Below are 26,629 nucleotides of genomic sequence, written 5' to 3'. Positions count from 1 at the left end.
ATTCTATAGTGATATCGGCTTAACTTGCGTGAAATTAAATATATCTGAACATCTAATAGTTTACATTGACAAGAGCGGAATGAAAAGTGAATCGTCCGGGGTGCTAAATAATTTGAAACTTTTTTCACTCCTAACCGTATAATAACCAGAAGCTAATCAGGAGGAACACCATTTATGAAAAAATTATTTGCAGGACTCATTCTATTATTCACCATATCTATTTTAGGGGCCTGTTCAGACGACCGCTCTTTTTCGATAGATGAGGTGACAATCAATGCACAGATTCAGGAGGATGGTTCCATCCATGTCCGTGAATTATTCACTTACACATTTAATGGCTCATATGAGGGCATGACCAGGTCAATTGAATCAGATTCGGAAAATTTTCATGCCTTTCTTTTGAAAAATGGGGGCGCGGACCCGACTGTTTCGACAAAAAACCTCGATCCATTGGATGTTGAAGAAGAGGATAATACGTATAGCATATTTTCGGATTCAGACAATGAAACTAAGAATGTGCTCTACAGCTACAATGTCGAAGGGTCTGTCAAGAAATATACCGATGTTGCAGATTTAACGTATGCATTTTTTGATGAATCGAATGAAACAGATTTGCATGATGTAGCTATCACGATACAACCACCGGAAGGAACCGGTGCTAAAAATCGGCATTTCTTTTTACACGGCGATGAGAGCGGCAACCTAACGACCTCAAAAAATGGGATTCAGTATGAAAGTTCTCTAATCGAGGCTGGAAGCAGTTCACCCATCCGGTTTGTATTTCCTTCCAATCAACTGACGGAAATGGAACTTACCCGTGATAAACCAATAGAATCTGAAATTCTGGCGACAGAACAGGAACTTGCTGCACGTGCTGAAAATCTTGAATCCAACATGTCCGAAGCAACGCCGGTTATCTGGGGTTTATTAATTGCGATGGTCGCAGCATCGATTTCCATTCCATTTATCCATCCTAATCGATATCGCGGGAACAAGGATCAGGATTCATTGCGCCGCTTAATTGAAGAAAACGATCCGCTATTCATCAAATATTTACACGGGAATTTGCATTTACCAGATGACAGCTTTATTGCCGGTTTATTTTCATTGAAACAGCGAGGAATTGTGCAGCTTGAAAAAGTCCCATCGCCAATCAAAGAAAACGAAAGCACTTATCGTTTCACTTGGGTGAATGAACAGGCTAAAATTGATAATGCCGATCAATTTTTACGAGAGTGGCTGTTCACAGAATCGGATGAAGGCGGAAACTATTTTCTGTTAGAATCATTGATCGATTATAATGATGAATCCACTGAAGTGAAAGAAAAAAAGGCCGAACAATTTAATGCCAACTTTGAAAAGTGGGCTGATAAAGTGAAGAACAGGGATTCTTACCAACATTTACGAAAACCATTCAAAGGGTTCTCGCTTCTTTCGGTCCCGATGTTAATAGCCGCGTTTGGATTGTTCTACTATTTTACAACCATAGACACAATCGGCCCGACGGAGCAATGGGTATTACCAAGCATTGCTGGCGCTATCACAGTGCTTGGACTTCTATTCAACAAAAACAAATGGGTGCTGTCCGCACATTATTTTATCATGCTGGTAATGACAGCTGTAGGGTTCACGTTGATGCCAGCCGTCATTCTAACCTTGGTTTTTTATGGGTTGTCAATCATTGTACTGTTGCTGATACCGGCATTTTACTGGAATAAGGAGATCAGGCGTCTGAAGTACGCCATCCATCAGGCAGTTGATTCGTTTAAGGATAAACGTTATCCAATTGGAAACGATTCCGCCACAATCGAACGCCGACTGGAATCTGCCATTGTTCTGGGCGTCGGAGAAGATTACGGGATACGGTGTGGAAGTGAAGTACAATTTTCCACACTGGAAACGTATTATCCGCTGCTGCAAAATCCGGTTTATGCGACAACATCGTTTAGTGTAAGTCATTTAGCACTTTATAGTGTAGCCATTCAAGCCGGCAGTAACACAACCACGTCTGCTACTGGCGGTGGTGGAGCCGGAGCTTTTTAAAAGTAAAAGGACACCCTCGGAATCACACTGTATCCGGGGGTGCCTCTAGTGTAACATTACCAAGTTTTCCTGTTCTCAGGTCACGAATGAAAAGATCGGCCACTTTATCAATATTGACATTTCCGCCGCTTTCCAGTGCACCGCGCTGCTTTCCAATGGAGACGAATATGTTCCACATATCCTCCATGTCGTGGTCAACCCCGTAACGTTCCTCCAGCTGCTTTGGATAGTGTTTTTGCATGTACTGAATAACAAAGGCAACAACATCATCCAGCGGCAATAACTGATCCTTAATAGTGCCGATAGCCGCAAGCCGGTAGCCGACCAATTCATCTTCAAATTTAGGCCATAATATTCCTGGTGTATCAAGCAGTTCAAAGTCATTTTTCACTTTAATCCATTGTTGTTTTTTCGTGACACCTGGTTTATCGCCGATTTGCGCTATTTTTTTATTTGCCAGGCGATTGATCAGAGTTGATTTCCCAACATTTGGGATACCGATGATCATGGCACGGGCAGGACGCGGGTTAACACCTTTTTCTTTCAATTTGTCCATTTTTGCCTGGCCAAGTTCTTTACCGGTTTGGATAACACGTTTAATGTCCACTTTATCATTGACATCAATAGCAATGACCGGTGTCCCCTGTTCTTTAAAATAAGTCAGCCAATTAGCAGTTATTTTATTATCTGCGAGGTCTTTTTTCATCATGACTATCATTTTAGGCTTTTGCTGCAGCACATCCTGAAGCATTGGGTTTTGTGATGACAATGGGAGGCGTGCATCAACGAGTTCCATCACAAAGTCAGCCAATTTCAGTTTATCTTCCACTTCACGCTTTGCTTTTGCCATATGTCCCGGAAACCATTGTATCGCCATTTTAAATCATCCTAATCATGCAGAATCTGTATTCGATCGAGCGGCCAATAAATCAGACCAGTTTTTCCCACGATTTGATCCATCGAGATTAATCCCAGTATGCGACTATCTGTAGAGTTATTCCGATTGTCTCCCAACACCAGCACATGACCTTCCGGGATCGTTTCGTATCCGCCAGGGAGGCCCTCCAACTGGAAATCACCTGTTAAAGGCTGGTAGGATGGCATTTTGTCTTTTCGTTCCTGCAAAAATGGCTCTTCCACTTTTTTACCGTTGATATATAATACATCGTCTTCCACTGCCACATGCTCCCTTGGTAAACCAACAACCCGTTTAATGAAATCTTTTCGATCGGAAGCATGAAACACAACAATATCGAACCGCTCCGGCTCATGCATTTGATAGATGAATTTATTGACAATCATTTGATCACCGTCATGCAATGTTTGCATCATCGATGGCCCATCTACAACAATCGGAGCAAAAAAGAACGTCCTGATGATAAAAAACAAACCAAATGCAATTAACAGAGCTTTGATCCAATCAAACCATTCACTTTTCAGCTTCTCCATATGTTCCCCACCGCCTGCAACAGTATATGTATAACTTATCTATTCTTGACAGTTTTATTATATCATGTTGTTTTGATATGTATCAGTAGAAAAACCCAGGCCCTGAATCATCGTGGCCCACCTTTTAATGCGTTCCGGTGTGACGTTAAAAGTAAAAAGGGGCTTGCATAAATGTAACAAGCCCCTCTCCCTTAACAATATCAATTGGCGGATTAGCGACGTTCTTTGATACGCGCTGCTTTTCCGCGCAGATTACGAAGATAGTACAGTTTCGCGCGACGAACAATACCGCGGCGGGAAACTTCAATTTTCGCAACACGTGGTGAATGCAGCGGGAATGTACGCTCCACTCCAACACCGTAAGAAATCTTTCTTACTGTAAATGTTTCACTGATTCCGCCACCTTGACGTTTGATGACAACACCTTCAAATACCTGAATACGTTCACGGGTTCCTTCAACAACTTTTACGTGAACTTTAACAGTGTCACCAGGGCGGAATTCAGGATGATCGGTACGAAGCTGATCTTTTGTCACTTCTTCAATAATATGTTGCATCCTGCTTCACTCCTTCCAAACCAATGTTCTTATCTCGCTACGGACAGCGGAACATCGTTTATCTGCGCTCTAAGCGTACTTAAGCACAATCATAAATATACCATACTAAACCAGTGAGTTCAACATTATTTTTTTTCCAATAGTCTCTTATCTGCTTCTGATAAGTCCTGTTCTTCAATCAAATCCTGCCGCCGTTCATAAGTCCGCTTAAGCGACTCCCTCCTGCGCCATTCGGCAATTTTGGCATGGTCGCCTGATAACAGCACATCCGGGACCTTTATGCCACGGAAATCAGCGGGACGTGTGTAGTGCGGATGTTCCAAGAGCCCTGTAGAGTAGGAATCTTCCGGTGCGGATTCTTCATTTCCGAGTACATCCGGCAATAATCTGACTACACTGTCTATCACAACCATAGCGCCAAGCTCCCCACCGGTCAGCACATAGTCGCCAATGGATATTTCATCGGTTACGAGATGTTCCCTGATTCGCTCGTCATACCCTTCATAGTGGCCGCAAATGAATACGAGGTGGTCTTCTTTGGAGAGTTCCTCCGCCTTTTTCTGATGATACGGCTCGCCTTGAGGAGACATTAAGATCACACGGGGCTTTGTTTGTTTCGCGCTAATGACACTCTCCACTGCATCGAAAATTGGCTGTGGTGTCAATACCATGCCTGCACCGCCACCATATGGATAATCATCCACTTTCATATGTTTGTTTGCGGAGTAATCACGAAAATTCACCAGATCATAACTGATTTTTTCTTTTTCCTGTGCCTTTTTTAACATCGAGGTATTAAAAACGCCGGATATCATTTCGGGAAATAACGTCAAAACATCGATATGCATCAGTCAAGCAGTCCTTCCATTGGTTCGATCACTACTTTTCGAGCGGAAACGTCTACCTCTGTTACAACATCCGCAATATAAGGAACCAATACGTCGTTTCCTTTTTCCCGTTTAACAACCCACACATCATTCGCGCCGGGAGACCATATTTCCTTAATAATCCCAAGTTTCTCTCCACTTGTCAGGTAAGCAGAGGAACCGATAATTTCATGATAATAGTACGCGTTTTCCTCCAGTTCGGTTAGCTGATCCTCGCCGATTTTCAAGTAAAAACCTTTAAAGTATTCAACATCATTAATATTGTCATAGCCCTCAAAATGAACTAAATCAAACCCTTTGTGAATCCGGTGTCCATCAATTTCCAAGGCCGGTAGCTCACCGTTTCCCTTTTCCAGGAATAAAGTATTGCCGCTTTCAAACCGGTCATCAAAGTCCGTCATCCGCTTTACTTTAACTTCGCCTTTTACGCCATGTGTATTGACGATTTTGCCTACATTAAACATGTCTCCCATGCCATCACCTGCTATTCATCAATTCGCACAACCACGCCGTCTTTTATGACAATGGCTGATTCTTCCATAATGTTATTCCAATGCGTACCTTCTTTGACCTCAACAAGAGCTTCAACTTCTTTTTCCGTAATCTCACTGCCGGTTTCCAGAATATCCAACTGCTCGATTTTGAAATCAGCCAGTTTGATTTTTTCTTTGCGATTCTTAATTTCCTGATGGAACCGCTGGGACAGTTCCTGTTTGGACATGCTCCGTTTATTTTCTAATTTGCGCTGTTCGAACCTTAATTGTTGACACTCTTGTTCAAGCCGCATTTTATGGTCATTAAAACTGTTCCGTAGTTTTTCCTTGCTTTGTTCCGTGACAGTTTGTTTAATCAGGACCTTTTTAATGATTTGCATATTGGCTCCCCACTCTCTCCGGACGGTCTCGGTATAGAGATGAATCCATTCAAATACATGTTCACAAAGGAGAATAACAAGGACCGGCACCGGCAGGCTAACTGCACGACGTCAATTGCCAACGCGCACTAGCATGTCAATCGCGTCAAACTTCGAGGCGGCGCAGATTCGAGATCGGGCTTCTCGCGCGTCGTAATAACTTCTGCAGTTGACGATTGACGTGGGTGGTTTTAGCAGAAGGTCCTCTTCGCTGTGTCATTGTTATCGGGTTATTTGAACAACTTCTTTCATTTGTAAAAAAGGGAAAGGTCTACCCTCTCCCTTTACATAATATCCAAATAAATACGCTTGTTTGTGTCTGACTTTGCTGCGTAAACGACAGTACGGATTGCTTTGGCAATTCGTCCATTTTTTCCGATTACCTTACCGACATCGTTTTGGTTGACGGTCAAATGGTAGACGACTTTTGCATCTTCTTCCGTTTCCGTCACAACGATGTCATCAGGATAATCAACCAACTGTGTCACAATGGTTTCAATCAGGGCTTTCATGATTATCACACTACTTTACGATTAGTTTTTCTGTTCGTGAAATTTTGTCATGATGCCTTGTTTTGAGAAAAGATTACGGACTGTATCACTCGGCTTCGCACCTTTTGTCATCCAATCCAATGCTTTTTCTTCATTTATCTTTACTTCAATCGGGCTTACAACAGGATTATACGTTCCAATTTGCTCGATAAAACGTCCATCTCTTGGTGAACGTGAATCAGCTACCACAATACGGTAAAAAGGATTACGTTTCGATCCCATACGTTTCATACGAATTTTAACCGCCATGATGTCACCTCCAATGTCTTTTGTTTCACAGTTTTAGATTCTAACAGATGAAGTGACGTCTGTAAAGTGTTTTTGCATTACAGAACATATAAATTTAAATCGGCAGCACTTCACGTGAACATTGTTGATTTGTTCCCACGCAGTCGATATATACAGCAACATATTTCCGCTTCTTTTGTCGCTTTCTGCCCCGCAAGCCCGTACACACTTCGCTTTCCGGGGGCGGCTGGTGAGCCTCCTCGCGCTGACGCGCTCCGGGGTCTCACCGATACCTCAGCTCCCCCAGGAGTCTACGTGTGTACGGGCTGCCAGTAAGGATTTACATGCTTTAATATCCCCTTCAAGAAGTAATAAACAAATGTCTTGCGGGATTATAAAGCACAACTGAGCGTATTTCTGGAGCGGTGCCCTTCAGTTTACATAAACGGCAGGTTCATGCCTTTCCCTTTTTTGCCACCTTTTTGCATGCTGGTCATCTGTTTCATCATTTTCTTCATCTCATTAAATTGCTTTAATAGTCGATTCACCTGTGAGACAGAAGTTCCGGATCCTTTGGCAATCCGTTTTTTCCGGCTTGCATTCATTAAGCCCGGATCTTGCCTCTCATCTTTCGTCATAGATTGTATGATCGCTTCGACATAGACAAGCTGTTTTTCGTCAAGTTGTGCATTTTTCAAGCCTTTCATCTTGTTGGCGCCCGGAATCATATTCATCAGATCTTCCAGTGGGCCCATTTTTTTAACCTGTCCCATTTGCTCCAGAAAATCATCAAACGTGAATGACATCGTACGCATTTTTTCTTCGAGTTCTTTCGCCTGCTTTTCGTTGACGTTCGTTTCCGCTTTGTCAATCAGGCTCAAAACGTCACCCATGCCAAGGATCCGTGATGCCATGCTTTCCGGTCGGAAGGGTTCGAGCTGATCCAGTTTTTCTCCCATACCCGCGAATTTAATCGGCTTACCGGTAACCGCTTTGATGGAAAGTGCTGCACCCCCGCGTGTATCACCGTCAAGTTTGGTCAGGACAACACCCGAGAGTTCCAATTGTTCATTGAAACTTTCCGCGACGTTGACAGCATCCTGACCGGTCATGGCGTCGACAACGAGAAAAATTTCATCTGGATCAACCACCGCTTTGATTTGTTCCAGCTCAGCCATCAAATCACCATCAACATGAAGCCGGCCAGCCGTATCAATGATCACGTAATCATGGTGTTCTTCCTTCGCCTGTTCAAGTGCATCACGTGCTATATCAACCGGATTGGCATCTGTTCCTTTGGAAAACACAGGTACATCGAGCTGCTGACCAACCGTTTCAAGTTGGTCGATGGCTGCTGGTCGGTACACATCAGCTGCCACCAATAGGGGTGAACGGTTGTGTTTTTTCCGCAAATGATTGGCCAGTTTGCCACTTGTCGTTGTTTTTCCAGCGCCCTGCAAACCGGCCATCATAATAACGGTTGGCGGTCGATCGGCGACAGCTATCTTGCTTTGTTCACCACCCATCAGGTCGGATAGTTCTTCTTTGACAACTTTAATAACCTGCTGACCAGGTGTTAAACTTTCCATTACTTCCTGTCCGACAGCACGTTCTTTAATGCGTTTGATCAGATCTTTGACAACTTTGAAGTTTACGTCCGCCTCAAGTAAGGCAAGACGGACTTCCCGCGTCATTTCTTTTACATCCTGCTCGGAAACCTTTCCCTTGCCGGTAATTTTTTTCATGGTACTTTGCAGGCGCTCGGCCAGTCCTTCAAATGCCATAGAAGGTGTCCCCCTACTCTAATTCTTGTAGTTGATGGATAAACGCTTTTATTTCACTATCTTCTGCTGAATGATCCATCTTCTCCAAAATAGCTGCGCGCTTTTGGAATTTATCATATAATCGAAGCTTTTTTTCATACGATTCGAGCATCGTTTCGGTTCGTCTGATATTATCATAAACGGCCTGTCGTGTCACCTGCAATAATTCGGAAATTTCACCGAGCGAGTAGTCTTCACGATAATACATATCCATGTAACTTTGTTGTTTTGGGGTCAACAGCGGCTGATAAAAATCGAATAAATAGTTGACGCGTGTTGTTTTTTCCAGCAATTCATCCACCCCTTGTCAGATATGTATTCTGTCTCTTGTTAAGTGAAACTCCTTTACAAAAGTTTACCATCATTCAGCATCTTCTTCAAGGAGATCCGCAAATAATCCATAGACAAATGCATGTGCGTCAAACGCCTGCAGATCCTCAATTCCTTCACCCAGACCGGCGAATTTGACCGGAATCTGCAGCTCATTGCGAATGGCCAGTACAATGCCACCTTTTGCTGTGCCATCCAGCTTCGTCAGAACAATTCCGGATACATCGGTCGCATCGGAAAACGTCTTGGCCTGGCTCATGGCATTCTGACCGGTCGTCGCATCCAATACAAGCAGTACCTCATGCGGTGCGCCGGGCACTTCCCGTTCGATCACCCGATTTACTTTCGCAAGCTCGTTCATTAAATTAACTTTGTTTTGCAGCCGGCCGGCAGTGTCACAGATCAAAACATCAGCGTTGCGCGATTTCGCCGCTTTGATTCCGTCGAAAATAACCGCAGCCGGATCACTGCCTTCACCTTGTTTGATGACGTCAACACCGGCTCTTCCCCCCCAGACATCCAGTTGCTCGATGGCCCCTGCGCGGAAGGTATCGCCTGCAGCCAGCATAACGCTTTTGCCTTCCTGTTTTAATTGATGGGCCAATTTACCGATTGACGTTGTTTTACCGACACCGTTGACACCGACAACAAGAATGACGGAAAGCTCGTCTTCCTGTATGTTCAGTTTCTCAACTTCTTCGTCATCATCACCGTAATAGATTTCCACCAGCTTTTCGGAAATAACATCTTTGATTTCTTTTGTGTCTTTAATGTTTTGTCGTTTTACTTCCATTTTCAGTTCATCGACAAGATCCATAACGGTATTAACCCCGACATCTGCCGCAATCAGCACTTCTTCAAGTTCTTCAAAAAAATCCTCGTCTACTTTGCGGTAGCGCGCTATCAGATCGTTCAGTTTCACGGAAAACGATTGACGGGTTTTTTCCATCCCTTGTTTATACTTTTGGGAAACGTCTTCTGTTTCATCTTCATTCTGTTTAAACCTATTTTTCAATTTATCCATGAACCCCATAATACGAATACCTCCTTATGCATTAATGAGTTCTTCAGTTTCTTCAAGCCGAACCGAGACGAGACGTGAGACACCGGATTCCTGCATGGTCACACCGTACAGTACATCCGATTCTTCCATGGTGCCCTTGCGATGGGTAATCACAATGAATTGCGTGTTTTCGCTATATGTTTTCAAATATTTGGCAAACCGCACGACATTGGCTTCATCCAGTGCCGCCTCAACCTCGTCCAATACACAGAATGGCACAGGACGGACTCGCAGTATCGCAAACAATAAAGCAATGGCAGTCAAAGCACGCTCCCCGCCTGAAAGCAGTCCGAGGTGCTGCAGCTTCTTGCCGGGTGGAGAAGCAATGATATCCACGCCGGTATCAAGCAGGTTTTTCGGGTCGGTCAGTTTCAGTTCGGCCTGGCCACCACCAAACAATTGCTTAAAGACGATAGAAAATTCCTCTTTAATTTTTCCGAACGTATCGCCAAACCGTTTTTCCATTTCTTCATCCATTTCGGCAATGACCTGGTGCAGTGTCTGTTTTGCTTCAACAAGATCGTTTTGTTGCTTAGATAAAAAGTCATAACGTTCCGAAACACGATCGTATTCATCGATAGCCCCCAAATTGACTGTGCCCAATTGGTCGATGGACTGCTTTATTTGCGCGACCATTGTTTGCGTTTCCTCGATATTATCGGTCTTATCATAACTCTGTCCGGCCTTTTCAAATGTCATTGTATACTCCGTTTGCAGCTTGGACAGACGATTCTCAAGCTCGACATCGAGACGGTTCGCTTTGACTTCTTTTTCCTGAATCGCTTCCTTAAATGCCTGGTGTCTTTTGTTTTCTTCTTTCAGTTCACGGTCCTGATCCTGCAGAACTTGAGTACGTTCGGAACGATTGGCGCGCATTGTTTGGATTTTTTCAGTAATGGTTTCTTTATCTGTTTTGGCCGAGGAAATATGCGTTTCAATTTGTTCCTCGGTTTCCTGAGTGCTCTGCATATCCAACAGCTCGCTCAAATCGTTGGCATAAATCTCATTCTGCTCCTCATAATCGCTCAACTGTGTTTCCAAGTCATTTGTTTTTTCACGCTGGTTTTTCAACCGTTCATCCTGCTCAGCGAGAGTAACTTGTGCCTTCTGGTAATCTTCTTTCAGCTGTTCTTGATTTTCCTGAAATGTCTCTTCCTGCTCTGATAACTTATCAATTTCCTGCTGCTGGGATTCGAGTTGGCCGGAAATGACTTCCAGTGCTTTTGTCAACTCCTTGTCACGTGCATTTAATTCACTCGTATCCTGGTCAAACTGCTGTTTGTCCTGATCATATAATTGAAGATTGTCATTCAATGAGGCCAGCTTCATTTCAGCTTCTTTATAGGATGTTCGAATTTCCTGAAGCTTTTCCTGTTCATGGCTGAGTGCTTCCTCTTCGGCCTGAAGTTCCGTCTCAAGCTGGCTAATCTGTCGCTTTTGCTTGTCAACCTGAACTTCAAAGGCGTTTGCTTTTTGTTGGAAGCTGGTCAGTTTTTCAGTCACTTCCTGCAAATCTTTTTCTCTTGTAAATAATGATTGTTTAGATTTTTTTTGCGCACCTCCGGACATGGAACCACCGGGATTAACCACATCGCCTTCAACCGTAACGACCCGGTGCTTACGATTGACCAGCCCTGCGATCGCATTGGCATCCTTCAATGTTTTAGCCACGAGGACATGCCCCATTAAATGATTAACAGCTGTTTGAAATTCGGGTGCTGCTGATACGAGATCACTGGCGACTCCGACAAATCCTGGATGATTCTCTGCCTTTGTCAGCATCCCTTTCGGAACAAACCGCTCCTGGATTGAGCTGAGCGGCAAAAAGGTGGCACGGCCACTGTTTGTTTTTTTTAGCCAGCTGATCGCCTGTCGGGCCGCTTGATCATCCTTAACAACAACGTGTTGAGCCTGTCCGCCCAATACGGTTTCAATTGCCGTAATATAGTGTTTCGGAACATCAACCAGCTCGATAACAGCCCCGCGGATCCCGTCAAGTTTCGAATCCTCTCGGGCCTTGAGGACTGCTTTAACCCCATAGAAAAAACCTTGAAAATCTTCTTTCATATCGGCAAGCATTTCTTTTTTGGACTTCAGTTTTTCAATATATTGATAGCCCTGATACAGTTTTGTCTGCGCTTCCTGAAAATCATTGCGTTTATGTGTCAGGTCGTCTTTCATCTGCTGCACAGCCTGTGATTTTGCCTGCCAACTTGTGTCCTGTTCAGCATAATCCGCCTTCAATTTTTCCGTTTTCTCGCTGAGTTCTTTCCTTTCCGCCAGCAAGCCTTCAAATTTGCCGGCTTGTTTTTCTTTCTTGCCGGAAATTTGCTCAAGCTGCTGCCGAATCGATTGTTTTTCATTCCGTTTGGCAGCCTGTTCATTTAAATACTCAATATAATCGGATTTTAGCTCCTCAATCTGTCCGGCAATGTTTTCCCTGTCTGTCGTCAGCTTCGTTTTCAGCTGCTTCACGTGCTCTTTCGTGGCGTTACGATTTTTCTGCAAGGATGAAAGTTTCGCTTGTTCCTGACCGAGTTCATATTCGAGCATTTCAATCCGTTCTGCCGTTTCTTTTTTCTGTGCTTCCAGCTTCTCTTTGTTCTCGGCAAAGTGTTTGACCCGTTCATTGAACACTTGCTTTTTACCTTCGTATTGTTCAAGCTGCTGCGTTGTTGTGAGCAGTTGTGTCTGCAGCTGTTCGATTTCAGCATCAAGCTTTTGCAGTGCCTGCCGCTCTTGTTCCAGTTCAGCTTCATGAGTCTGTATGGCTGTTTTCTGGTTCAATTCATCTGTTTTTTCTTTCTCCAATTCATCCAGCAGCGCTTGCCACTCACCATGAAGCTTTTCGATTTCCGTAATAAGCAGCGAAATTTCATACTGCTTCAATTGTTCCTTTTTATCCAGATATGTTTGTGCGGTTTCAGCCTGTTCCTTCAATGGTTCAATTTGCTGTTCGATTTCATGGATAATATCTTCCACACGATTTAAGTTTTCTTGTGTTTCGGCTAATTTATACTCAGCTTTCTTCTTGCGTTGCTTGTACTTTAATACACCAGCAGCTTCCTCAAAAATCGTCCGACGTTCTTCTGCTTTAGAACTGAGTATTTCTTCGACTTTTCCCTGACTGATGATTGAGAATGCTTCACGCCCAAGCCCTGAGTCCATAAATAAATCGATAATATCTTTTAAGCGGCAGGATTGTTTATTGAGATAAAATTCACTTTCACCGGAACGATAGACACGTCTGGTGACACTAACTTCCTCGTAATCGAGCGGAAGTTCCTTGTCACTGTTGTCCAGCGCAAGTGTCACTTCAGCGAAATTAAGCGCACGTCTTGTGTCACTGCCCTGAAAAATGATGTCCTCCATTTTCGAGCCGCGCAATGACCTGGCCGACTGCTCACCCAGCACCCACCTGATCGCATCGGTAATATTACTTTTTCCGCTTCCATTTGGGCCGACCACTGCTGTCACACCCGGAACAAACTCCACATTGATCCGTTCAGCAAATGATTTGAAGCCCACGCTTTCCAATCGTTTCAAATACATAACCATTCTCCTAATGTCATTCAGGGATTCTGCAAAATATGTATCAGCCTGTTGGCATTTTAACGCATTTATTTTATCATAAAGAGAAGCGTAAAAGAAGGCTTAATCCAATACATAAGCTTTATGGGGCTATTTGAGAAGGGGGTATTCATATGAACCTGGAAAATCCAACACAGGAAAATCTAAAATTTATGCTGGATGAACTGGCTGAACAATTAAGTGTCGTCAATCGCGAGGTAATGGACGCGGAAGACTATGATCTGGACAAATATGGGGAAATCAAATTTATGTATGATATGGTGAAACAAAGAGGGCAGCTGAGCGCGTCCGAAACACAGGCGTTTATTGCTGAACTGCGGTCTGTTAGGAAAGCATAACATCTAAAAGGCAGGAGCAAAACCGACATTCATGTTAGATGAATATAAAGCCGTTTACAGTTAACGAGGTGGAGCCGCATTCTTCTGAGGAAAAATGCGGCTTAAGAAAAGCGCGGGGCACTACGTTAACCAAATAAAAGGGCTGGTGCTTATTCCACAAGCACGCAGCCTTTTAAAATTCATTCCTCCAGTGTATCCAGCGCGTGTTTCGCAGCACGCTGCTCAGCCTCTTTTTTAGTATGGCCTGTCCCCTTGCCTGTTACATCACCATTTATAATGGCCTGTGCAACGAACTCCTTATCATGAGAAGGTCCTTTTTCATCGGCAATCACATAATCAATGCTGTGGTTGCGGTGCTGCTGCACATATTCCTGCAGTTTGCTTTTATAATCCATCGCATGCGAAAAAGCACCTGTCGTGATTTTCGGATAAACATAAGTTTTCAGGAATTGGATAACGACATCGTAACCCTGATCAAGATACAATGCCCCGAGAAATGCTTCAAATACATCTGCCAGAATCGCCGGACGCTCACGGCCACCGGACTGCTCCTCACCCCGGCCAAGCAACAAATAATCACCGAAATTCATGTCCCGGGAAAATTCAAAGAGAGACGGTTCACAGACAATCGAAGCACGTAATTTAGTCAAATCTCCTTCTGCCAAGCGTTCCTTCTGCTTGTATAAATATTGGGACACACCCAGTTCAAGAACGGCATCACCCAAAAATTCCAAACGTTCATTATCCGAAAATTGTTTGTCCCGATGCTCATTCACATATGATGAATGTGTAAAAGCCTGTTTCAGCAGGTCATGATCATGAAACGTAATGTCCAGCTGCTTTTCCAATTGTGAAAAGGACATGCGTTATCACCACTTAACATTAAGATTAGATTCCTTTACTGAAATGGATAGAAAGCCCCATGTGATACGGGACTTTCTCCAAAACTATATAACATCAGGACTGGCTGCTGTTTATGTAATTGACAGCATCACCAACCGTATTGATTTTTTCAGCTTCCTCATCGGCGATTTCCATGTCAAATTCATCTTCAAGTTCCATAACAAGCTCTACCACGTCAAGTGAATCAGCCTCAAGATCATCTTTGAAAGAAGCTTCCATTTTCACTTGTGATTCTTCTACTTCAAGTTTATCTACAATAATATCTTTTACTTTATCAAATACGTCTGCCACGGTTCGTCACCCCCTTTCAATTCGTATAGAAATCGGTAAATTCAACGCTCTTATCTAATTTGACTTCCAGCCTCTGAATTCTGTTTCACATCACCATTCCGCCATCAATATGAATCGTCTGTCCGGTGATGTATTTGGCGTCCTCAGAGGCGAGAAAACGAACGACACGGGCAACATCTTCCGGCTCACCCAATTTCTCCAGTGGTATCATAGATAACATGCCTTCTTTTTGTTCCTCAGTCAGTTCGTCAGTCATATCAGTCGAAATAAAGCCCGGTGCAACCGCATTAACAAGAATATTGCGTGAGGCAAATTCCTTGGCGGTCGACTTTGTCAAACCGATGACACCGGCCTTGGCAGCTGTATAGTTCGCCTGGCCGGCATTACCGCTGACACCGACAATCGATGAGACGTTGATAATACGACCACCTTTTTGTTTCATCATCTGCCTGGAAACAGCTTTTGTACATTGAAAGACACCTTTGAGATTCGTATCAATCACTTGATCGAATTCATCTTCTTTCATTCGCATTAATAAGTTATCCCGATTAATACCCGCATTATTCACTAAAATATCCAGACTGTCAAATTCGCTGATAACCTCTTTTACCATGACCTTTGTTTCCTGTTCATCTGCGACATTTGCCTGAATCTTAAACGATTGTACACCCATTTGCCTGATTTCTTCAACAACAGATTGTGCCTTGTCTTCACCGCCGGCGTAATTGACGGCAACGTTTGCGCCCTGTCTTGCCAATTCCAGGGCAATCGCACGGCCTATACCACGCGAAGCACCGGTGACTAACGCAGTTTTTCCCTCCAGCATCAGGTTTCCTCCCTATACCATGTTAAAAATGCATTTAATGAATCCGGATCTTGTATGACAAACGTTTTAGCTTTACGGTCGATTTTCCGCACAAGTCCGCTTAACACTTTTCCGGTTCCGAGCTCGACGAAGGCATCAACACCTTCATTCAGCATATGACGAACAGATTCTTCAAAGCGGACAGGTGAATACAACTGCCTGATCAGCAAATCTTTGACACTGTTCTTATCAGTGACAGGTTCAGCTGTCACATTGGCATAAACCGGGAGATCCGCATCATTGAATGTTATACGGTCCAGTTCTGTTGCAAATTGCTCATTGGCCGTTTTCATGAGTCTGGAATGGAATGGCCCGCTTACGTTTAACGGCAAGACCCGCTTGGCGCCATTTTCCTTTAAAAGACCCGATGCTGCATCAATGCCTTCTTTTGATCCGGAAATGACAATCTGACCAGGACAATTCAAATTGGCGATATCCACAATCTCGTCGTCATTTAACTGCTCTAGGGTATGTTCAATATCATCTTGTGACATGCCCAGTACCGCTGCCATCGAACCCTTTCCCTTTGGAAATGCCTCTTCCATCAGTCTGCCTCTTTCGGCGACAAGTGGCAATGCTTCCTCAAATGATATGGCGCCTGCAGCGACAAGTGCACTGTATTCGCCAAGGCTGTGCCCGGCTGCCATCACCGGTTGGACGTTTTCTTTTTGCAGCAACTTTTGGACAGCGACGCCGGACAACAATAATGCAGGCTGTGTATTTTCCGTTTCGGTCAGTTCCTCTTTCGGACCTTCAAACATTAACGTTGTCAGCTCTTTATCCAACAGTTTATCCGCCTGCTGAAATAGTGCTTTTACGTCAGGATATTCATCATACAAAGCTTTCCCCATACCTACCACCTGCGAACCTTGGCCGGGAAATAAAAATGCTACACGTTTCATGTTAATCCCCCTTGTCCCAATCAATCGATTCTACCGTCGTTTTAATCGTATCAGATACATCGTTTTCGACCATATGTGCTGCCTGCTGGATAGCGTTAAACACTGCACGGCTGTTCGACGATCCGTGGGCTTTAATCACTGGTGAGGCAAGACCGAACAATCCTGCCCCACCATACTCCGAATAGTCCAATTGACGCTGCAGCCCTTTTAAATCACTTTTCACCATTCCGGCAGCGATTTTTGTTTTGACCGACGACATGAATGTTTGTTTCAGCATCGAAAACATCGTCATCGCTGTTCCTTCAATCGTTTTTAGAGCGATATTCCCGCTGAATCCATCTGTGACCACAACATCAGCGGTACCCGAGAGGATATCACGTGATTCCACGTTTCCGATAAAATTGATCGGCGCTTCTTTTAATTGGCTGAACGCCTTTTTCATCAATTCGTTTCCTTTTCCCTCTTCGGTTCCGATGTTCATAAGTCCGACGCTCGGATTTGGAATGGACCGGACCTTTTCTGTATAGATCGAGCCCATGATGGCATACTGAGCAAGGTTATGAGGTTTGGCATCAACATTCGCGCCGACATCGAGCAACAGAAACCCCCTCCCGTCAATCGTTGGAAGAGTTGGGCTTAATGCTGGCCGGTCAATGCCCCGGATTCTCCCGACAACGAATAAGCCAGCACTCATCAAAGCACCGGTGTTTCCTGCAGAAATACAGGCATCCGCACGGTTTTCTTTTACCTCCTTAGCCATCAGAACTAAAGACGAATTCTTTTTGCTTCTGACTGCCCTGACCGGTTCATCATCAGCCGTAATGACCTCATCAGTATGGATAATGTCAATCCGGCTTGGATCGGACAGACAGGCCTTAATTTTTTCTTCATCACCGATTAACGTGATATGCAAATTATCGATGTTGGCTACTGCCTCTTCTGCACCTTTGACGATTGCCTCAGGTGCGTGGTCGCCACCCATCGCATCAATCGCTATTTTCATTTTTTTATTCCCCTTTTGGATGCGCTAAATGATGTCAACAAACCTTAATCGCAGCTCCTCCATGACTTAATAAGGGAGCTATGAATTAGAGCGATACATATGAAATAAGCCAGTAAACACTTTCTCATTGTCAACAAAGCTGTCAACCACAACCACTGTCATCCCTTTTTCATCCACATCTTCCACGAATGCCTTGGCCACAACCCGTTCCCCTGCTTTGACCTGCCTGGTAAACTTAATTTCGGATTTTGCCGTCAGCGCGAGTTCATCATTCATGATCGCCACTGCTAACGAATTAGCCTGGGCAAATAAATGATGCCCCCGGGCAATTTTATTCCGGGAAAAAACGTGTTCTTTTTTAATTTCCAGAATTGAAATGGCGCGCTTATCGAGATCCAGATCGATAATTTCACCGATCACCTCTTCTAAAGGAAGCGCTTTGACCGTCTCATTCCATTGGTCTCGGGCGACAGATTTAATGCGTTCACGGAGTTCCGGGATAGCAAGCTCCATACGGTCAAGCCTGATTGTCTGTATACTGACATTAAATTTTTCCGCTAATTTCTCATCCGTTATAAAGGGTGTCCCTTCAATTGTATCTTTTAATAACCGCTGTCGTTCCACTTTACTGATTTTCATTTCCAGCACCGTCCAATAGGAAAAACACGGTATTCGCCGGACTATAACTGGCGGCAACTTGTTTTCCCTGTAATTAATCAATACAATCACATGTTAATCCTATGACTTGGTACTAATAGTAATATATAATACCATGTTCGGATATGCAAGTTATTATTATTAATATCGGATGTTTGCGTATTTTCTTTAATCCAATTTCTCATGAAAAACAGTGTTATTTTCCAAATAGATTTGCAATGGCTGGAAAGAAGGGTCGTTGTCCAACATGCCGTTTTCAATCATCTCCCCGGCGTCCCGGCGTGCAGTTTCCAGCGCCCGGTAATCATGGATCATATCGGCTACTTTAAATTCGGGAAGACCGCTTTGTTTCTTTCCAAAAAAGTCACCAGGACCGCGCAATTTCAGATCCTGTTCGGACAGTTCAAAACCATTGTTCGTTTCGGTCATGATCCGCATCCGTTCTTTTCCGGTTTCTCCTTTTGGGTCGGCAATCAGAATGCAGTAGCTTTGCTTCTCACCGCGGCCAACCCGGCCTCTCAACTGATGCAATTGGGAAAGGCCGAAGCGCTCTGCATCATAAATGACCATGATGGTTGCGCCAGTGACGTTGACACCCACTTCCACAACGGTCGTTGAGACAAGAACATCCACATCACCATTGGCAAACTGTCTCATGATATCTTCTTTTTCATCGGTTGTAAGGCGGCCATGCATCAGTCCAATCCTTTGTGAACCTGAATAAAATTCTTCAAGCTGGTGATATAAATCAACTGCGTTCTGAATATCAAGCTTATCCGATTCCTCAATAAGCGGACAGATCACATATGCCTGCTCACCCTGTTCAGCCCGTTTGGCAATGAATTGCAGTATACGCTCAAATGTATTTTCCCGTGCCCAATACGTTTCAATTGCTTTTCGCCCTGATGGCATTTCATCAATGACCGAAACATCCATATCACCAAATGCGGTTATGGCAAGCGTCCGTGGAATCGGCGTTGCTGTCATGAATAATACATCCGGATGAAGTCCTTTTTCCCGTAATGCCCGGCGTTGTTCAACCCCAAACCGGTGCTGCTCATCGACAATCGCAAAACCCAAATCATTGAATTGAACATCTGCCTGGATCAATGCATGCGTCCCAACAACAATATCGGCTTCATGATTTTCAATGGCCTGGATAGTTTCTTTCCGCTTTTTTCCTTTAACAGATCCAGTCAATAAAACGATTGAGGCCTTGTCACCAAACGTATTGTTTAATGATTGGAAATGCTGTTCTGCCAATATTTCAGTCGGAACCATCAAAGCACCTTGTTTGCCTGCCGTAATCGAAGCATAAAGACAGACTTCTGCAACGGCTGTCTTGCCTGACCCGACATCCCCCTGTAGCAATCGGCTCATCCTGTATGATGATTTCATATCCGCCAAAATTTGGTTCAGTGCCTTTTGCTGTGCCTGTGTGAGGGAGAACGGGAAACTGCTGATAAATGCGTTAAGACTGGCCGCTTCATAATGCTGGGCGTTCCCGGTCGTGGATTCTCGTTTTATCTTTCTTAGGAGTTGCATTTTAAGCTGGAACAATAAAAATTCTTCATATGTAAACCGTCGTCTGGCATGTTTCAGATCAACCCTGCTTTCAGGAAAATGCATGGTGGAAACTGCCGCAGCTCGATCAGGGAGTTTATAGGAATCAAGGTAACGTTCAGGCAACAATTCCGTTATGTCATCCAGGCAAGTATTGATAGCGTTCCTGACAGCTTTTTTTACTTTATAATTGGTCACATCACCTTTTAATGAATACATCGGCTGGATGGCCGTCTGCTCATTTGCTGGACCTTTTTTGTATTGAGCGACTGTTATTTGCAGCCGGTGGGCGTCCCATTTTCCCGTTAACGTTACAGTGTCCCCCGGATTCAGCTGCTTTTTGGCAAATCCCCGGTTGAACATGACTGCCTTGACCGCGACGCCTTCCACCTCGACATTAAACGACAATCTTGATTTTTTTTTGCCGTAAAAATGAAGAGAAGGCTCATGGAGAATCCTTCCCTCAATCGTGACTTTATCATCATGAATTAGTTCGCTCAATGGTCTGATTTCGAATACGTCATAGCGGTTAGGGAAATAATAAAGCAAATCTTCTACGGTTTGAATGCCCATTTCCCGCAGATCGGCCGCGAATTTTTCTCCGATACCTTTAACGGTTGTTACTGGATCACTCAGCATGTTCGATCACCTTTTCTCAAACTGACATTCCAAATAGTTTCTCTTTTAAAAGTCGTCCAGTCGGAGTGTCCGCCAGACCGCCTTCACCTGTTTCACGCAGGCTTGAAGGCATCTGTTTACCGATCCGGTACATGGCACCGATCACTTCATCACATGGAATTGTGCTCGTGACACCGGCCAAAGCCATATCAGCGGACACAATAGCAAGTGTCGATCCCCCGGCATTCCGTTTGACACATGGCACTTCGACAAGACCGGCAACCGGATCACAAACGAGACCAAGCATATTTTTAAGCGTCATGGCAAATGCATCAGCTGATTGCTGCGGTGTGCCGCCTGCCATTTCCACGATGGCCGCTGATGCCATGGCACCGGCTGACCCGACTTCAGCCTGACAACCGCCGGCAGCTCCGGAAATGAACGAATTATTAGCGACAACAAATCCGAACGCCCCTGCTGTGAACAAGTATCGCACCATTTGTTCGCGGGTAGGATTCAACTGATGTTTAACCGCAAATAACGTCCCAGGCACACAGCCTGCACTGCCTGCTGTTGGTGTCGCACAAATCGTTCCCATAGCGGCATTCACTTCATTCGTGCCCATTGCTTTGCTGACGGCATCCAACACGATATTGCCTGACAATGGTGTATTATTTTTCATGTATTCCTGAACCTTGACTGCGTCACCGCCGGTCAGTCCTGTTACGGATTTAACACCTTTCAGACTGTCCTCAACAGCCTTTTCCATCACATCAAGGTTCTTTTCCATTTCAGAAAAGACTTCTTCCCGTGACTTTTCTTTTACATCCATTTCCTGAAGAATCATGACTTCTGAGATTAATCTATTTTCCTTTTCGGCTACCTCCACTAATTCGGCAACTGTCCGAAACATGTATTTTTCTCCTCCCCGGAAGCTTGTTTTACGATGCCGCAAACGCCTAAGCCAAAAATGACTGCGCGATTTTCCTGATATCGCGCAAATTATTCAATTTTGTATAATGCAGCTGCAGCAAGAAAATCATCCCATTTTAAATTTCCCTAACTGACGATTTTGGCAATCTGCTCGATATGGTCGGCATTTTCCAATTCCTTTAGGATACTGTCCTCCACATTCTGGTCAACTTCAATAACCATTAGTGCTTCTTTCCCGACATCTTTGCGATTCACTTCCATGTGACCGATATTGATTTCATGCTTTGCCAAAATTTCCGTAACAGATGCAATGGCCCCAAACCGGTCATTGTGCATAATTAAAATCGCCGGATGGTTGCCGGACAGACGCAATTCAAAGCCATTCAATTCGGTGATTTCTATTTTTCCCCCGCCGATTGAAATGCCGGTGAGCTCAATCTGTTCCGTGTCATCACCGATAATGAGCCTTGCTGTGTTCGGGTGATCGACGCCGGCGCTGTCTTCAATAAATTGAATGCTGAGCCCCCGGTCTTCAGCCATTTCAAGTGCCTGATTCATTCGCGGGTCATCCGTTTCAAATCCCAATAAACCACCTGCTAAAGCAAAATCCGTCCCGTGACCTTTATATGTTTTCGCAAATGATTCATACAAATGGATCTTTGCCCATTTCGGCTCTTTTCCTAATAAATTCCGTGCCGCTTTTCCGATTCGTGCCGCGCCAGCCGTATGTGAACTGGACGGTCCAATCATGACCGGCCCGATTATGTCAAATACTGAATTAAATTTCACAACACACACCGCCTATTCCCCGTCTGGTATTTCTCTTCTTTGCTAATTATAACAAAAACCTCTATAATAATCACTTAAATAATGTCTGTATTCAGACGCATATTTATGTATTTGGTTATATTTGTTAATCATTGCCATATCAGTGTTTTATAGGGTTGTTTTTATTAAATTATATTTTTGTGTATCTATTTATAACATATAATATTCAATATTTATGGTGGCAGGACGGTGGCGGAAAAAAAGAAGAGGTTAGTAAGCCTCTTCTTTTTTTACTTCAATTCAATTTCCAATTCTTCCCCGAGCGTCTCATAGCCTCAGAAGGGATATCATCCGAAACAAGGAATCCGCAATTTAGTTTGAAGCCAATATCGTCACGCAGACGTTTTATCAGATCCTTCATGATCGGAATGCGTTCCACATAGCGAATGAAAATGGAAATAATCATTGCTGCATAATTCAGTTCTTCAGGTGCGCCAAATCGCGATTTTTTGGTAATTTCGTGATAAATGGCATCCAGATCAATTGCGGAAATGATGGCCTCATATTTCCCCTGGGGGAGTGTGTTTGAGGCTGCAGTCAAGCGGGATATGTTTCTGCACCATCCCTACGATTCATTCATATCGGTTGTTGTTATGGACGTTGATGGGGCGGGCGACCTGACGTGTTAGCGATTAAGCAAACATTATACAGGGTCAGTGGAGATTCTCCGATTATAGGAAAGGATTAAAACGGGCGGCTGAAATGACAAGCAGGTCACTGTTTTGATTGAACTGAAGGGAAGGTTCTTCACTTTAACAATCTGAAACGAAACAAAACTGTCTTATAAAATGTAACAACAAACGAAAATAACATCTTTACCCAAATTTAAAACATGTTTGCCACAGGTCGGAACCTGTCGCTCTGCAATATCTATTATTTGTCACACCCACCGTGGTTATAGCATATATTAACATGGGGAATACTTTGGAAAGGATGAAGTGTTTTGTGTGGCATTACCGGTATGATTAACTGGAAGCATAATGTGAGAGCGGAAAAAGCAACACTAAGAAAAATGGCGGACACATTGACTCCAAGAGGCCCTGACGATTCACAGGTGTGGCTGAGTGAACACGCCGGCTTTGGTCATAAAAGACTGGCTGTTGTCGATCCTGACGGCGGAAAACAGCCGATGAGCAAGAACCATGCCAACGTGACGTACACACTTGTCTACAATGGCGAATTATATAATACACAAGAATTGAGGCAGGAACTCAAAAGCAAGGGATATCAATTTACAACGTCATCTGATACAGAAGTTTTGCTGACAGCCTATATCGAATGGAGAGAAGCGTGTGTCCGGTATTTAAATGGCATCTATGCTTTTGGCATTTGGGATTCAGCTGAACAACAACTATTTATGGCACGTGATCGACTTGGTGTTAAACCATTATTTTTTCTGGAATCACATGGACGTTTCCTATTTGGATCAGAATTAAAAGCGTTTTTGGCACATGATGATGTGCATGCCGAAGTCGATTATTCTGGCCTAGCGGAAATCTTTGGTTTAGGTCCATCACGCACACCCGGGCATGGCATATTTAAAGGGATTAAAGAACTCAGGCCAGGCCACGCTTTAACCTTTTCAAAAGCGGGATTAAACATTTGGCGTTATTGGAATGTGGAAAGCCGTGAACACACGGACACGGTAGATGAAACAGCCGAAAACATCCGGCGTTTATTCGTTGATGCGGTCAAGCGGCAATTAGTCGCGGATGTTCCAGTGTCTGCATTCTTATCAGGCGGTTTGGATTCCAGTGCCATTACCGCCATTGCAGCAAACGATTTTAAGGCGAATGAGAGCGGACCATTAACGACATTTTCGGTTGATTATGAAGGGAATGACCGCTATTTCAAGACCAGTTCATTTCAGCCTTCCAGTGATCAGGATTGGATTGATAAAGTGGCCGATCATTTCCAAACAGATCAACATCATGAAACGATAACCGGATTTGAGCTGGCGGATTTATTAAAAGAGTCGGTGGAGCTGCGTGACCAACCCGGCATGGCCGATATTGATTCGTCGCTGTTATGGTTTTGCCGCCAAATCAAAGAGCATACAACCGTCAGTTTATCAGGCGAATGTGCCGATGAAATTTTCGGAGGCTACCCTTGGTTTCATGACACTTCCAGTCAGCAGGAAGAGGTATTTCCCTGGATGACATCATTGGATGCACGAAATGATTTACTGCTGCCTGAGTGGCAACACAAACTCAATCTAAAATCCTATGTGAGGGATCGCTATCAAGAAACCATTCACGAGACTCCCCGTTTGGCCGGAGAAAGTGAAGAAGGTGCACGACGAAGGAAACTGTTTTACTTAAATATGCATTGGTTTATGGCTCAATTATTAGATCGCAAGGACCGGATGAGTATGGGGGCCAGCCTTGAGGTTAGAGTGCCTTTTGCAGACCACAGACTCGTCGAATACGTGTGGAATATTCCATGGGATATGAAAAATTTACATGGCAGGGAGAAAGGTATTTTACGAAAAGCATTGGAAGGTCTGTTGCCGGAAGACGTCTTATACCGAAAGAAGAGCCCCTACCCTAAAACCTTTCAGCCCGAATATACGCGTCAGGTCGTGAATTGGATGAAAAACATACTAGCGGACAGTAAGTCGCCATTATTTCATTTTGTAAAGCGGGACCAGATCAAAGCTATTGTCGAAAGTGAAGGAAACGAATTCACTGAGCCATGGTACGGCCAGCTGATGACGGGGCCGCAGCTGATTGCTCATTTATGCCAAATTGATCACTGGCTAAGAACATATGACGTTAAAGTCTGTGAATAAGTAGTATAGAAACTCGGCATTCGCCTCGTCTTATAGCGCGTGCCAAAGTTTTTGAACATCCTCTAATGTAGACTTTCTGACGTTAGAATAAAACAAAGAGCCTCCTTGGAGCTGCTGCTTCAAGAAGGCTCTTCGTTTGTTTATTTGGAATTGATTAATAAGATGTTAAGTACTGCTCACGCTCCCATGGATGTACAGCAGTCCGGAACATGTCCCATTCAATTTGTTTCGCTTCAACAAAGTGTTCATACAAATGGTTGCCAAGCGCTTCTGTAATGACCGGATCATTATCAAGTTCCTCAAGTGCATCCATTAAGGTCGCTGGAAGGCTTTTAATGCCATGCTCCTCACGTTCTGCTTTATCCATTTCGTAAATATTTTGATCAACTGGCTCTGGTGGTGTCAGCTTATTCTCAATCCCATCCAGTCCGGCAGACAATAAGACTGCAAGCGTCATATAAGGGTTGGCTGCAGGATCCACACTCCGCGCTTCAATCCGGGTGCTTAACCTTCGTGAGGACGGCACTCGAACCAATGGGCTGCGGTTCAGTCCTGACCACGCCACATAACAAGGGGCTTCATAGCCGGGAACCAACCGTTTATACGAATTGACCGTTGGGTTGGTGACAGCTGTAAAATTCGTGGCATGCTTGATAATGCCTGCTGTAAATTGCTTCAGTGTAGTGCTAACCTGCATATCGCCTTTTTCATCATAGAACACATTCCTGCCGTCTTTAAACAGCGACATGTTCACGTGCATGCCGGATCCGTTAACACCGAATAGCGGTTTTGGCATGAAGGTTGCATGCAAGTTGTGTTTCCGGGCGATCGTCTTCACGACTAATTTAAATGTTTGAATGTCATCCGCATGTTTCACAGCATCGGAATACTTAAAATCAATTTCATGCTGGCCGGGGGCAACTTCGTGATGGGATGCTTCAATTTCAAATCCCATTTCTTCCAGTTCCAGGACGATATCACGCCGGCAGTTTTCGCCTAAGTCAGTTGGTGCCAGGTCGAAATAGCCGCCCCTGTCATTCAGCTCCATCATCGGGTCACCTTTTTCGTCCAATTTAAACAGGAAAAATTCTGGTTCGGTTCCGATATTAAATGCCGAATAGCCTAATTCCTCCATACGTTTTAGATTACGCTTTAAATTATAACGCGGGCAGCCTTCAAACGGCGTTCCATCCGGATTATAGATATCACAAATAAAACGGGCGACCTTCCCTTTTTCCGCTGTCCACGGAAATACAACGAATGTATCCAAATCAGGGTAGAGATACATGTCTGATTCGTCAATCCGGACAAATCCTTCGATTGATGACCCATCAAACATCATCTTATTGTCAAATGCTTTTTCCAGCTGACTAAATGGGATTTCGACATTTTTAATCGTCCCAAGCATATCCGTGAATTGCAGCCGGATAAACTGCACATTTTCTTCCTCAATTATTTTATAAATATCTTGTTTGTTCATAACAGTATTCATCCTTTTCTAC

The 26,629-nt window shown here is 44.1% G+C and carries 25 protein-coding genes and 2 pseudogenes; 4 read left to right on the top strand and 23 right to left on the bottom strand.

Translation table 11 applies throughout. The annotated features are described in order from the left end of the window. The first annotated feature begins 174 nt into the window (after positions 1-174). Positions 175-2,043, top strand: a complete 1,869-nt coding sequence (locus E4U82_RS01680; protein WP_135108292.1) for a DUF2207 domain-containing protein — start codon at positions 175-177, stop codon at positions 2,041-2,043. Between the two features lie 22 nt (positions 2,044-2,065). Here E4U82_RS01680 and ylqF read toward each other — a convergent pair whose 3' ends face one another. The 12 genes from ylqF to smc all read right to left on the bottom strand — a co-directional run bounded on the left by ylqF (position 2,066) and on the right by smc (position 13,396). After that, positions 2,066-2,920: a ribosome biogenesis GTPase YlqF gene (gene ylqF, locus E4U82_RS01675; protein WP_135108291.1), complete on the bottom strand. Its 855-nt coding sequence runs from the start codon at positions 2,918-2,920 to the stop codon at positions 2,066-2,068. Between the two features lie 11 nt (positions 2,921-2,931). Then, on the bottom strand, positions 2,932-3,492 hold the full coding sequence (lepB, locus tag E4U82_RS01670) for a signal peptidase I (protein ID WP_135108290.1): 561 nt from the start codon (positions 3,490-3,492) through the stop codon (positions 2,932-2,934). Between the two features lie 212 nt (positions 3,493-3,704). Then, positions 3,705-4,049: a 50S ribosomal protein L19 gene (gene rplS / locus E4U82_RS01665; RefSeq protein ID WP_135108289.1), complete on the bottom strand. Its 345-nt coding sequence runs from the start codon at positions 4,047-4,049 to the stop codon at positions 3,705-3,707. Between the two features lie 125 nt (positions 4,050-4,174). Continuing rightward, positions 4,175-4,897, bottom strand: a complete 723-nt coding sequence (trmD, locus tag E4U82_RS01660; RefSeq protein WP_135108288.1) for a tRNA (guanosine(37)-N1)-methyltransferase TrmD — start codon at positions 4,895-4,897, stop codon at positions 4,175-4,177. Next, positions 4,897-5,409: a ribosome maturation factor RimM gene (gene rimM, locus E4U82_RS01655; protein ID WP_135108287.1), complete on the bottom strand. Its 513-nt coding sequence runs from the start codon at positions 5,407-5,409 to the stop codon at positions 4,897-4,899. Before rimM ends, trmD begins: the two co-directional genes overlap by 1 nt. Positions 5,410-5,420: 11 nt before the next feature. After that, the gene (locus E4U82_RS01650) at positions 5,421-5,810 is read right to left on the bottom strand and encodes a YlqD family protein (RefSeq protein ID WP_135108286.1); all 390 of its coding nucleotides are present in this window, start codon (positions 5,808-5,810) and stop codon (positions 5,421-5,423) included. A gap of 323 nt (positions 5,811-6,133) precedes the next feature. Then, positions 6,134-6,361, bottom strand: a complete 228-nt coding sequence (locus tag E4U82_RS01645; RefSeq protein WP_135108285.1) for a KH domain-containing protein — start codon at positions 6,359-6,361, stop codon at positions 6,134-6,136. A gap of 21 nt (positions 6,362-6,382) precedes the next feature. Beyond that, entirely contained in the window at positions 6,383-6,649 is a 267-nt protein-coding gene (gene rpsP / locus E4U82_RS01640; RefSeq protein WP_135108284.1) for a 30S ribosomal protein S16, read from the bottom strand. 416 nt (positions 6,650-7,065) lie between these two features. After that, positions 7,066-8,412, bottom strand: coding sequence for a signal recognition particle protein (gene ffh, locus E4U82_RS01635; protein ID WP_135108283.1), 1,347 nt, complete (start codon positions 8,410-8,412; stop codon positions 7,066-7,068). A 13-nt stretch (positions 8,413-8,425) separates the two neighbouring features. Next, positions 8,426-8,743 (bottom strand): putative DNA-binding protein, encoded by a 318-nt coding sequence (locus E4U82_RS01630; RefSeq protein ID WP_135108282.1) that lies wholly within the window; start codon positions 8,741-8,743, stop codon positions 8,426-8,428. A gap of 69 nt (positions 8,744-8,812) precedes the next feature. Beyond that, positions 8,813-9,814, bottom strand: coding sequence for a signal recognition particle-docking protein FtsY (ftsY, locus tag E4U82_RS01625; protein WP_135108281.1), 1,002 nt, complete (start codon positions 9,812-9,814; stop codon positions 8,813-8,815). Positions 9,815-9,829: 15 nt separating this feature from the next. Continuing rightward, positions 9,830-13,396 carry a chromosome segregation protein SMC gene (gene smc / locus E4U82_RS01620; protein ID WP_135108280.1) on the bottom strand — a complete coding sequence of 1,189 codons (3,567 nt, stop codon included), beginning with the start codon at positions 13,394-13,396 and terminating at the stop codon, positions 9,830-9,832. Positions 13,397-13,548: 152 nt separating this feature from the next. Here smc and E4U82_RS01615 point away from each other — a divergent pair, with 152 nt between their 5' ends. Continuing rightward, positions 13,549-13,773 carry a DUF1128 domain-containing protein gene (locus tag E4U82_RS01615; RefSeq protein WP_135108279.1) on the top strand — a complete coding sequence of 75 codons (225 nt, stop codon included), beginning with the start codon at positions 13,549-13,551 and terminating at the stop codon, positions 13,771-13,773. A gap of 179 nt (positions 13,774-13,952) precedes the next feature. Here E4U82_RS01615 and rnc read toward each other — a convergent pair whose 3' ends face one another. From rnc to E4U82_RS01565, 10 genes and pseudogenes are all read right to left on the bottom strand, one after another. Next, positions 13,953-14,636, bottom strand: coding sequence for a ribonuclease III (gene rnc / locus E4U82_RS01610; RefSeq protein WP_135108278.1), 684 nt, complete (start codon positions 14,634-14,636; stop codon positions 13,953-13,955). Positions 14,637-14,730: 94 nt separating this feature from the next. Continuing rightward, entirely contained in the window at positions 14,731-14,967 is a 237-nt protein-coding gene (gene acpP / locus E4U82_RS01605) for an acyl carrier protein (RefSeq protein WP_135108277.1), read from the bottom strand. Between the two features lie 85 nt (positions 14,968-15,052). Next, positions 15,053-15,793 carry a 3-oxoacyl-[acyl-carrier-protein] reductase gene (gene fabG / locus E4U82_RS01600; protein WP_135108276.1) on the bottom strand — a complete coding sequence of 247 codons (741 nt, stop codon included), beginning with the start codon at positions 15,791-15,793 and terminating at the stop codon, positions 15,053-15,055. Then, positions 15,793-16,734, bottom strand: a complete 942-nt coding sequence (gene fabD, locus E4U82_RS01595) for an ACP S-malonyltransferase (RefSeq protein ID WP_135108275.1) — start codon at positions 16,732-16,734, stop codon at positions 15,793-15,795. The genes fabG and fabD overlap by 1 nt, the downstream gene beginning before the upstream one ends. Before the next feature lies 1 nt (position 16,735). After that, a complete protein-coding gene (gene plsX / locus E4U82_RS01590) occupies positions 16,736-17,737 on the bottom strand; it encodes a phosphate acyltransferase PlsX (RefSeq protein WP_135108274.1) in 1,002 nt (333 codons plus the stop codon). A 78-nt stretch (positions 17,738-17,815) separates the two neighbouring features. Continuing rightward, complete coding sequence (gene fapR / locus E4U82_RS01585; protein ID WP_135108273.1) at positions 17,816-18,376, bottom strand: transcription factor FapR; 561 nt, start codon at positions 18,374-18,376, stop codon at positions 17,816-17,818. Between the two features lie 186 nt (positions 18,377-18,562). Continuing rightward, positions 18,563-20,596, bottom strand: a complete 2,034-nt coding sequence (gene recG, locus E4U82_RS01580; RefSeq protein WP_135108272.1) for an ATP-dependent DNA helicase RecG — start codon at positions 20,594-20,596, stop codon at positions 18,563-18,565. A gap of 16 nt (positions 20,597-20,612) precedes the next feature. Next, the gene (gene sdaAA / locus E4U82_RS01575; RefSeq protein ID WP_135108271.1) at positions 20,613-21,488 is read right to left on the bottom strand and encodes an L-serine ammonia-lyase, iron-sulfur-dependent, subunit alpha; all 876 of its coding nucleotides are present in this window, start codon (positions 21,486-21,488) and stop codon (positions 20,613-20,615) included. 146 nt (positions 21,489-21,634) lie between these two features. Beyond that, the gene (gene sdaAB / locus E4U82_RS01570) at positions 21,635-22,297 is read right to left on the bottom strand and encodes an L-serine ammonia-lyase, iron-sulfur-dependent subunit beta (RefSeq protein WP_135108270.1); all 663 of its coding nucleotides are present in this window, start codon (positions 22,295-22,297) and stop codon (positions 21,635-21,637) included. 310 nt (positions 22,298-22,607) lie between these two features. Further along, positions 22,608-22,886: pseudogene (locus E4U82_RS01565) on the bottom strand (transposase); the annotation flags it as partial. Between E4U82_RS01565 and E4U82_RS20605 the strand changes: the two are divergent. Beyond that, positions 22,858-23,082: pseudogene (locus E4U82_RS20605) on the top strand (RNA degradosome polyphosphate kinase); the annotation flags it as partial. The pseudogenes E4U82_RS01565 and E4U82_RS20605 overlap by 29 nt on opposite strands. A 197-nt stretch (positions 23,083-23,279) precedes the next feature. Further along, on the top strand, positions 23,280-25,127 hold the full coding sequence (gene asnB, locus E4U82_RS01560) for an asparagine synthase (glutamine-hydrolyzing) (RefSeq protein ID WP_135108269.1): 1,848 nt from the start codon (positions 23,280-23,282) through the stop codon (positions 25,125-25,127). A gap of 154 nt (positions 25,128-25,281) precedes the next feature. Here asnB and glnA read toward each other — a convergent pair whose 3' ends face one another. Further along, positions 25,282-26,607: a type I glutamate--ammonia ligase gene (glnA, locus tag E4U82_RS01555; protein ID WP_135108268.1), complete on the bottom strand. Its 1,326-nt coding sequence runs from the start codon at positions 26,605-26,607 to the stop codon at positions 25,282-25,284. Positions 26,608-26,629: the final 22 nt, after the last annotated feature.

Source organism: Lentibacillus salicampi (genome assembly GCF_004565465.1).
Classification (GTDB): domain Bacteria; phylum Bacillota; class Bacilli; order Bacillales; family Amphibacillaceae; genus Lentibacillus; species Lentibacillus salicampi.
Note: the sequence above shows the minus strand (reverse complement) of the source record. Positions and strands in the feature narration are given on the sequence as shown.

Excerpts from the sequence above, each read along its gene's own strand:
- E4U82_RS01645 (WP_135108285.1), bottom strand. The coding sequence starts at position 6,361 with ATGAAAGCCCTGATTGAAACCATTGTGACACAGTTGGTTGATTATCCT.
- trmD (WP_135108288.1), bottom strand. The coding sequence starts at position 4,897 with ATGCATATCGATGTTTTGACGTTATTTCCCGAAATGATATCCGGCGTT.
- E4U82_RS01680 (WP_135108292.1), top strand. The coding sequence starts at position 175 with ATGAAAAAATTATTTGCAGGACTCATTCTATTATTCACCATATCTATT.
- ylqF (WP_135108291.1), bottom strand. The coding sequence starts at position 2,920 with ATGGCGATACAATGGTTTCCGGGACATATGGCAAAAGCAAAGCGTGAA.
- glnA (WP_135108268.1), bottom strand. The coding sequence starts at position 26,607 with ATGAACAAACAAGATATTTATAAAATAATTGAGGAAGAAAATGTGCAG.
- recG (WP_135108272.1), bottom strand. The coding sequence starts at position 20,596 with ATGCTGAGTGATCCAGTAACAACCGTTAAAGGTATCGGAGAAAAATTC.
- fabD (WP_135108275.1), bottom strand. The coding sequence starts at position 16,734 with ATGAAACGTGTAGCATTTTTATTTCCCGGCCAAGGTTCGCAGGTGGTA.
- rnc (WP_135108278.1), bottom strand. The coding sequence starts at position 14,636 with ATGTCCTTTTCACAATTGGAAAAGCAGCTGGACATTACGTTTCATGAT.
- fabG (WP_135108276.1), bottom strand. The coding sequence starts at position 15,793 with ATGCTGGAGGGAAAAACTGCGTTAGTCACCGGTGCTTCGCGTGGTATA.
- ftsY (WP_135108281.1), bottom strand. The coding sequence starts at position 9,814 with ATGGGGTTCATGGATAAATTGAAAAATAGGTTTAAACAGAATGAAGAT.
- lepB (WP_135108290.1), bottom strand. The coding sequence starts at position 3,492 with ATGGAGAAGCTGAAAAGTGAATGGTTTGATTGGATCAAAGCTCTGTTA.
- E4U82_RS01615 (WP_135108279.1), top strand. The coding sequence starts at position 13,549 with ATGAACCTGGAAAATCCAACACAGGAAAATCTAAAATTTATGCTGGAT.
- ffh (WP_135108283.1), bottom strand. The coding sequence starts at position 8,412 with ATGGCATTTGAAGGACTGGCCGAGCGCCTGCAAAGTACCATGAAAAAA.
- plsX (WP_135108274.1), bottom strand. The coding sequence starts at position 17,737 with ATGAAAATAGCGATTGATGCGATGGGTGGCGACCACGCACCTGAGGCA.
- sdaAA (WP_135108271.1), bottom strand. The coding sequence starts at position 21,488 with ATGTTTCGGACAGTTGCCGAATTAGTGGAGGTAGCCGAAAAGGAAAAT.
- smc (WP_135108280.1), bottom strand. The coding sequence starts at position 13,396 with ATGTATTTGAAACGATTGGAAAGCGTGGGCTTCAAATCATTTGCTGAA.
- rplS (WP_135108289.1), bottom strand. The coding sequence starts at position 4,049 with ATGCAACATATTATTGAAGAAGTGACAAAAGATCAGCTTCGTACCGAT.
- fapR (WP_135108273.1), bottom strand. The coding sequence starts at position 18,376 with ATGAAAATCAGTAAAGTGGAACGACAGCGGTTATTAAAAGATACAATT.
- rimM (WP_135108287.1), bottom strand. The coding sequence starts at position 5,409 with ATGGGAGACATGTTTAATGTAGGCAAAATCGTCAATACACATGGCGTA.
- rpsP (WP_135108284.1), bottom strand. The coding sequence starts at position 6,649 with ATGGCGGTTAAAATTCGTATGAAACGTATGGGATCGAAACGTAATCCT.
- E4U82_RS01650 (WP_135108286.1), bottom strand. The coding sequence starts at position 5,810 with ATGCAAATCATTAAAAAGGTCCTGATTAAACAAACTGTCACGGAACAA.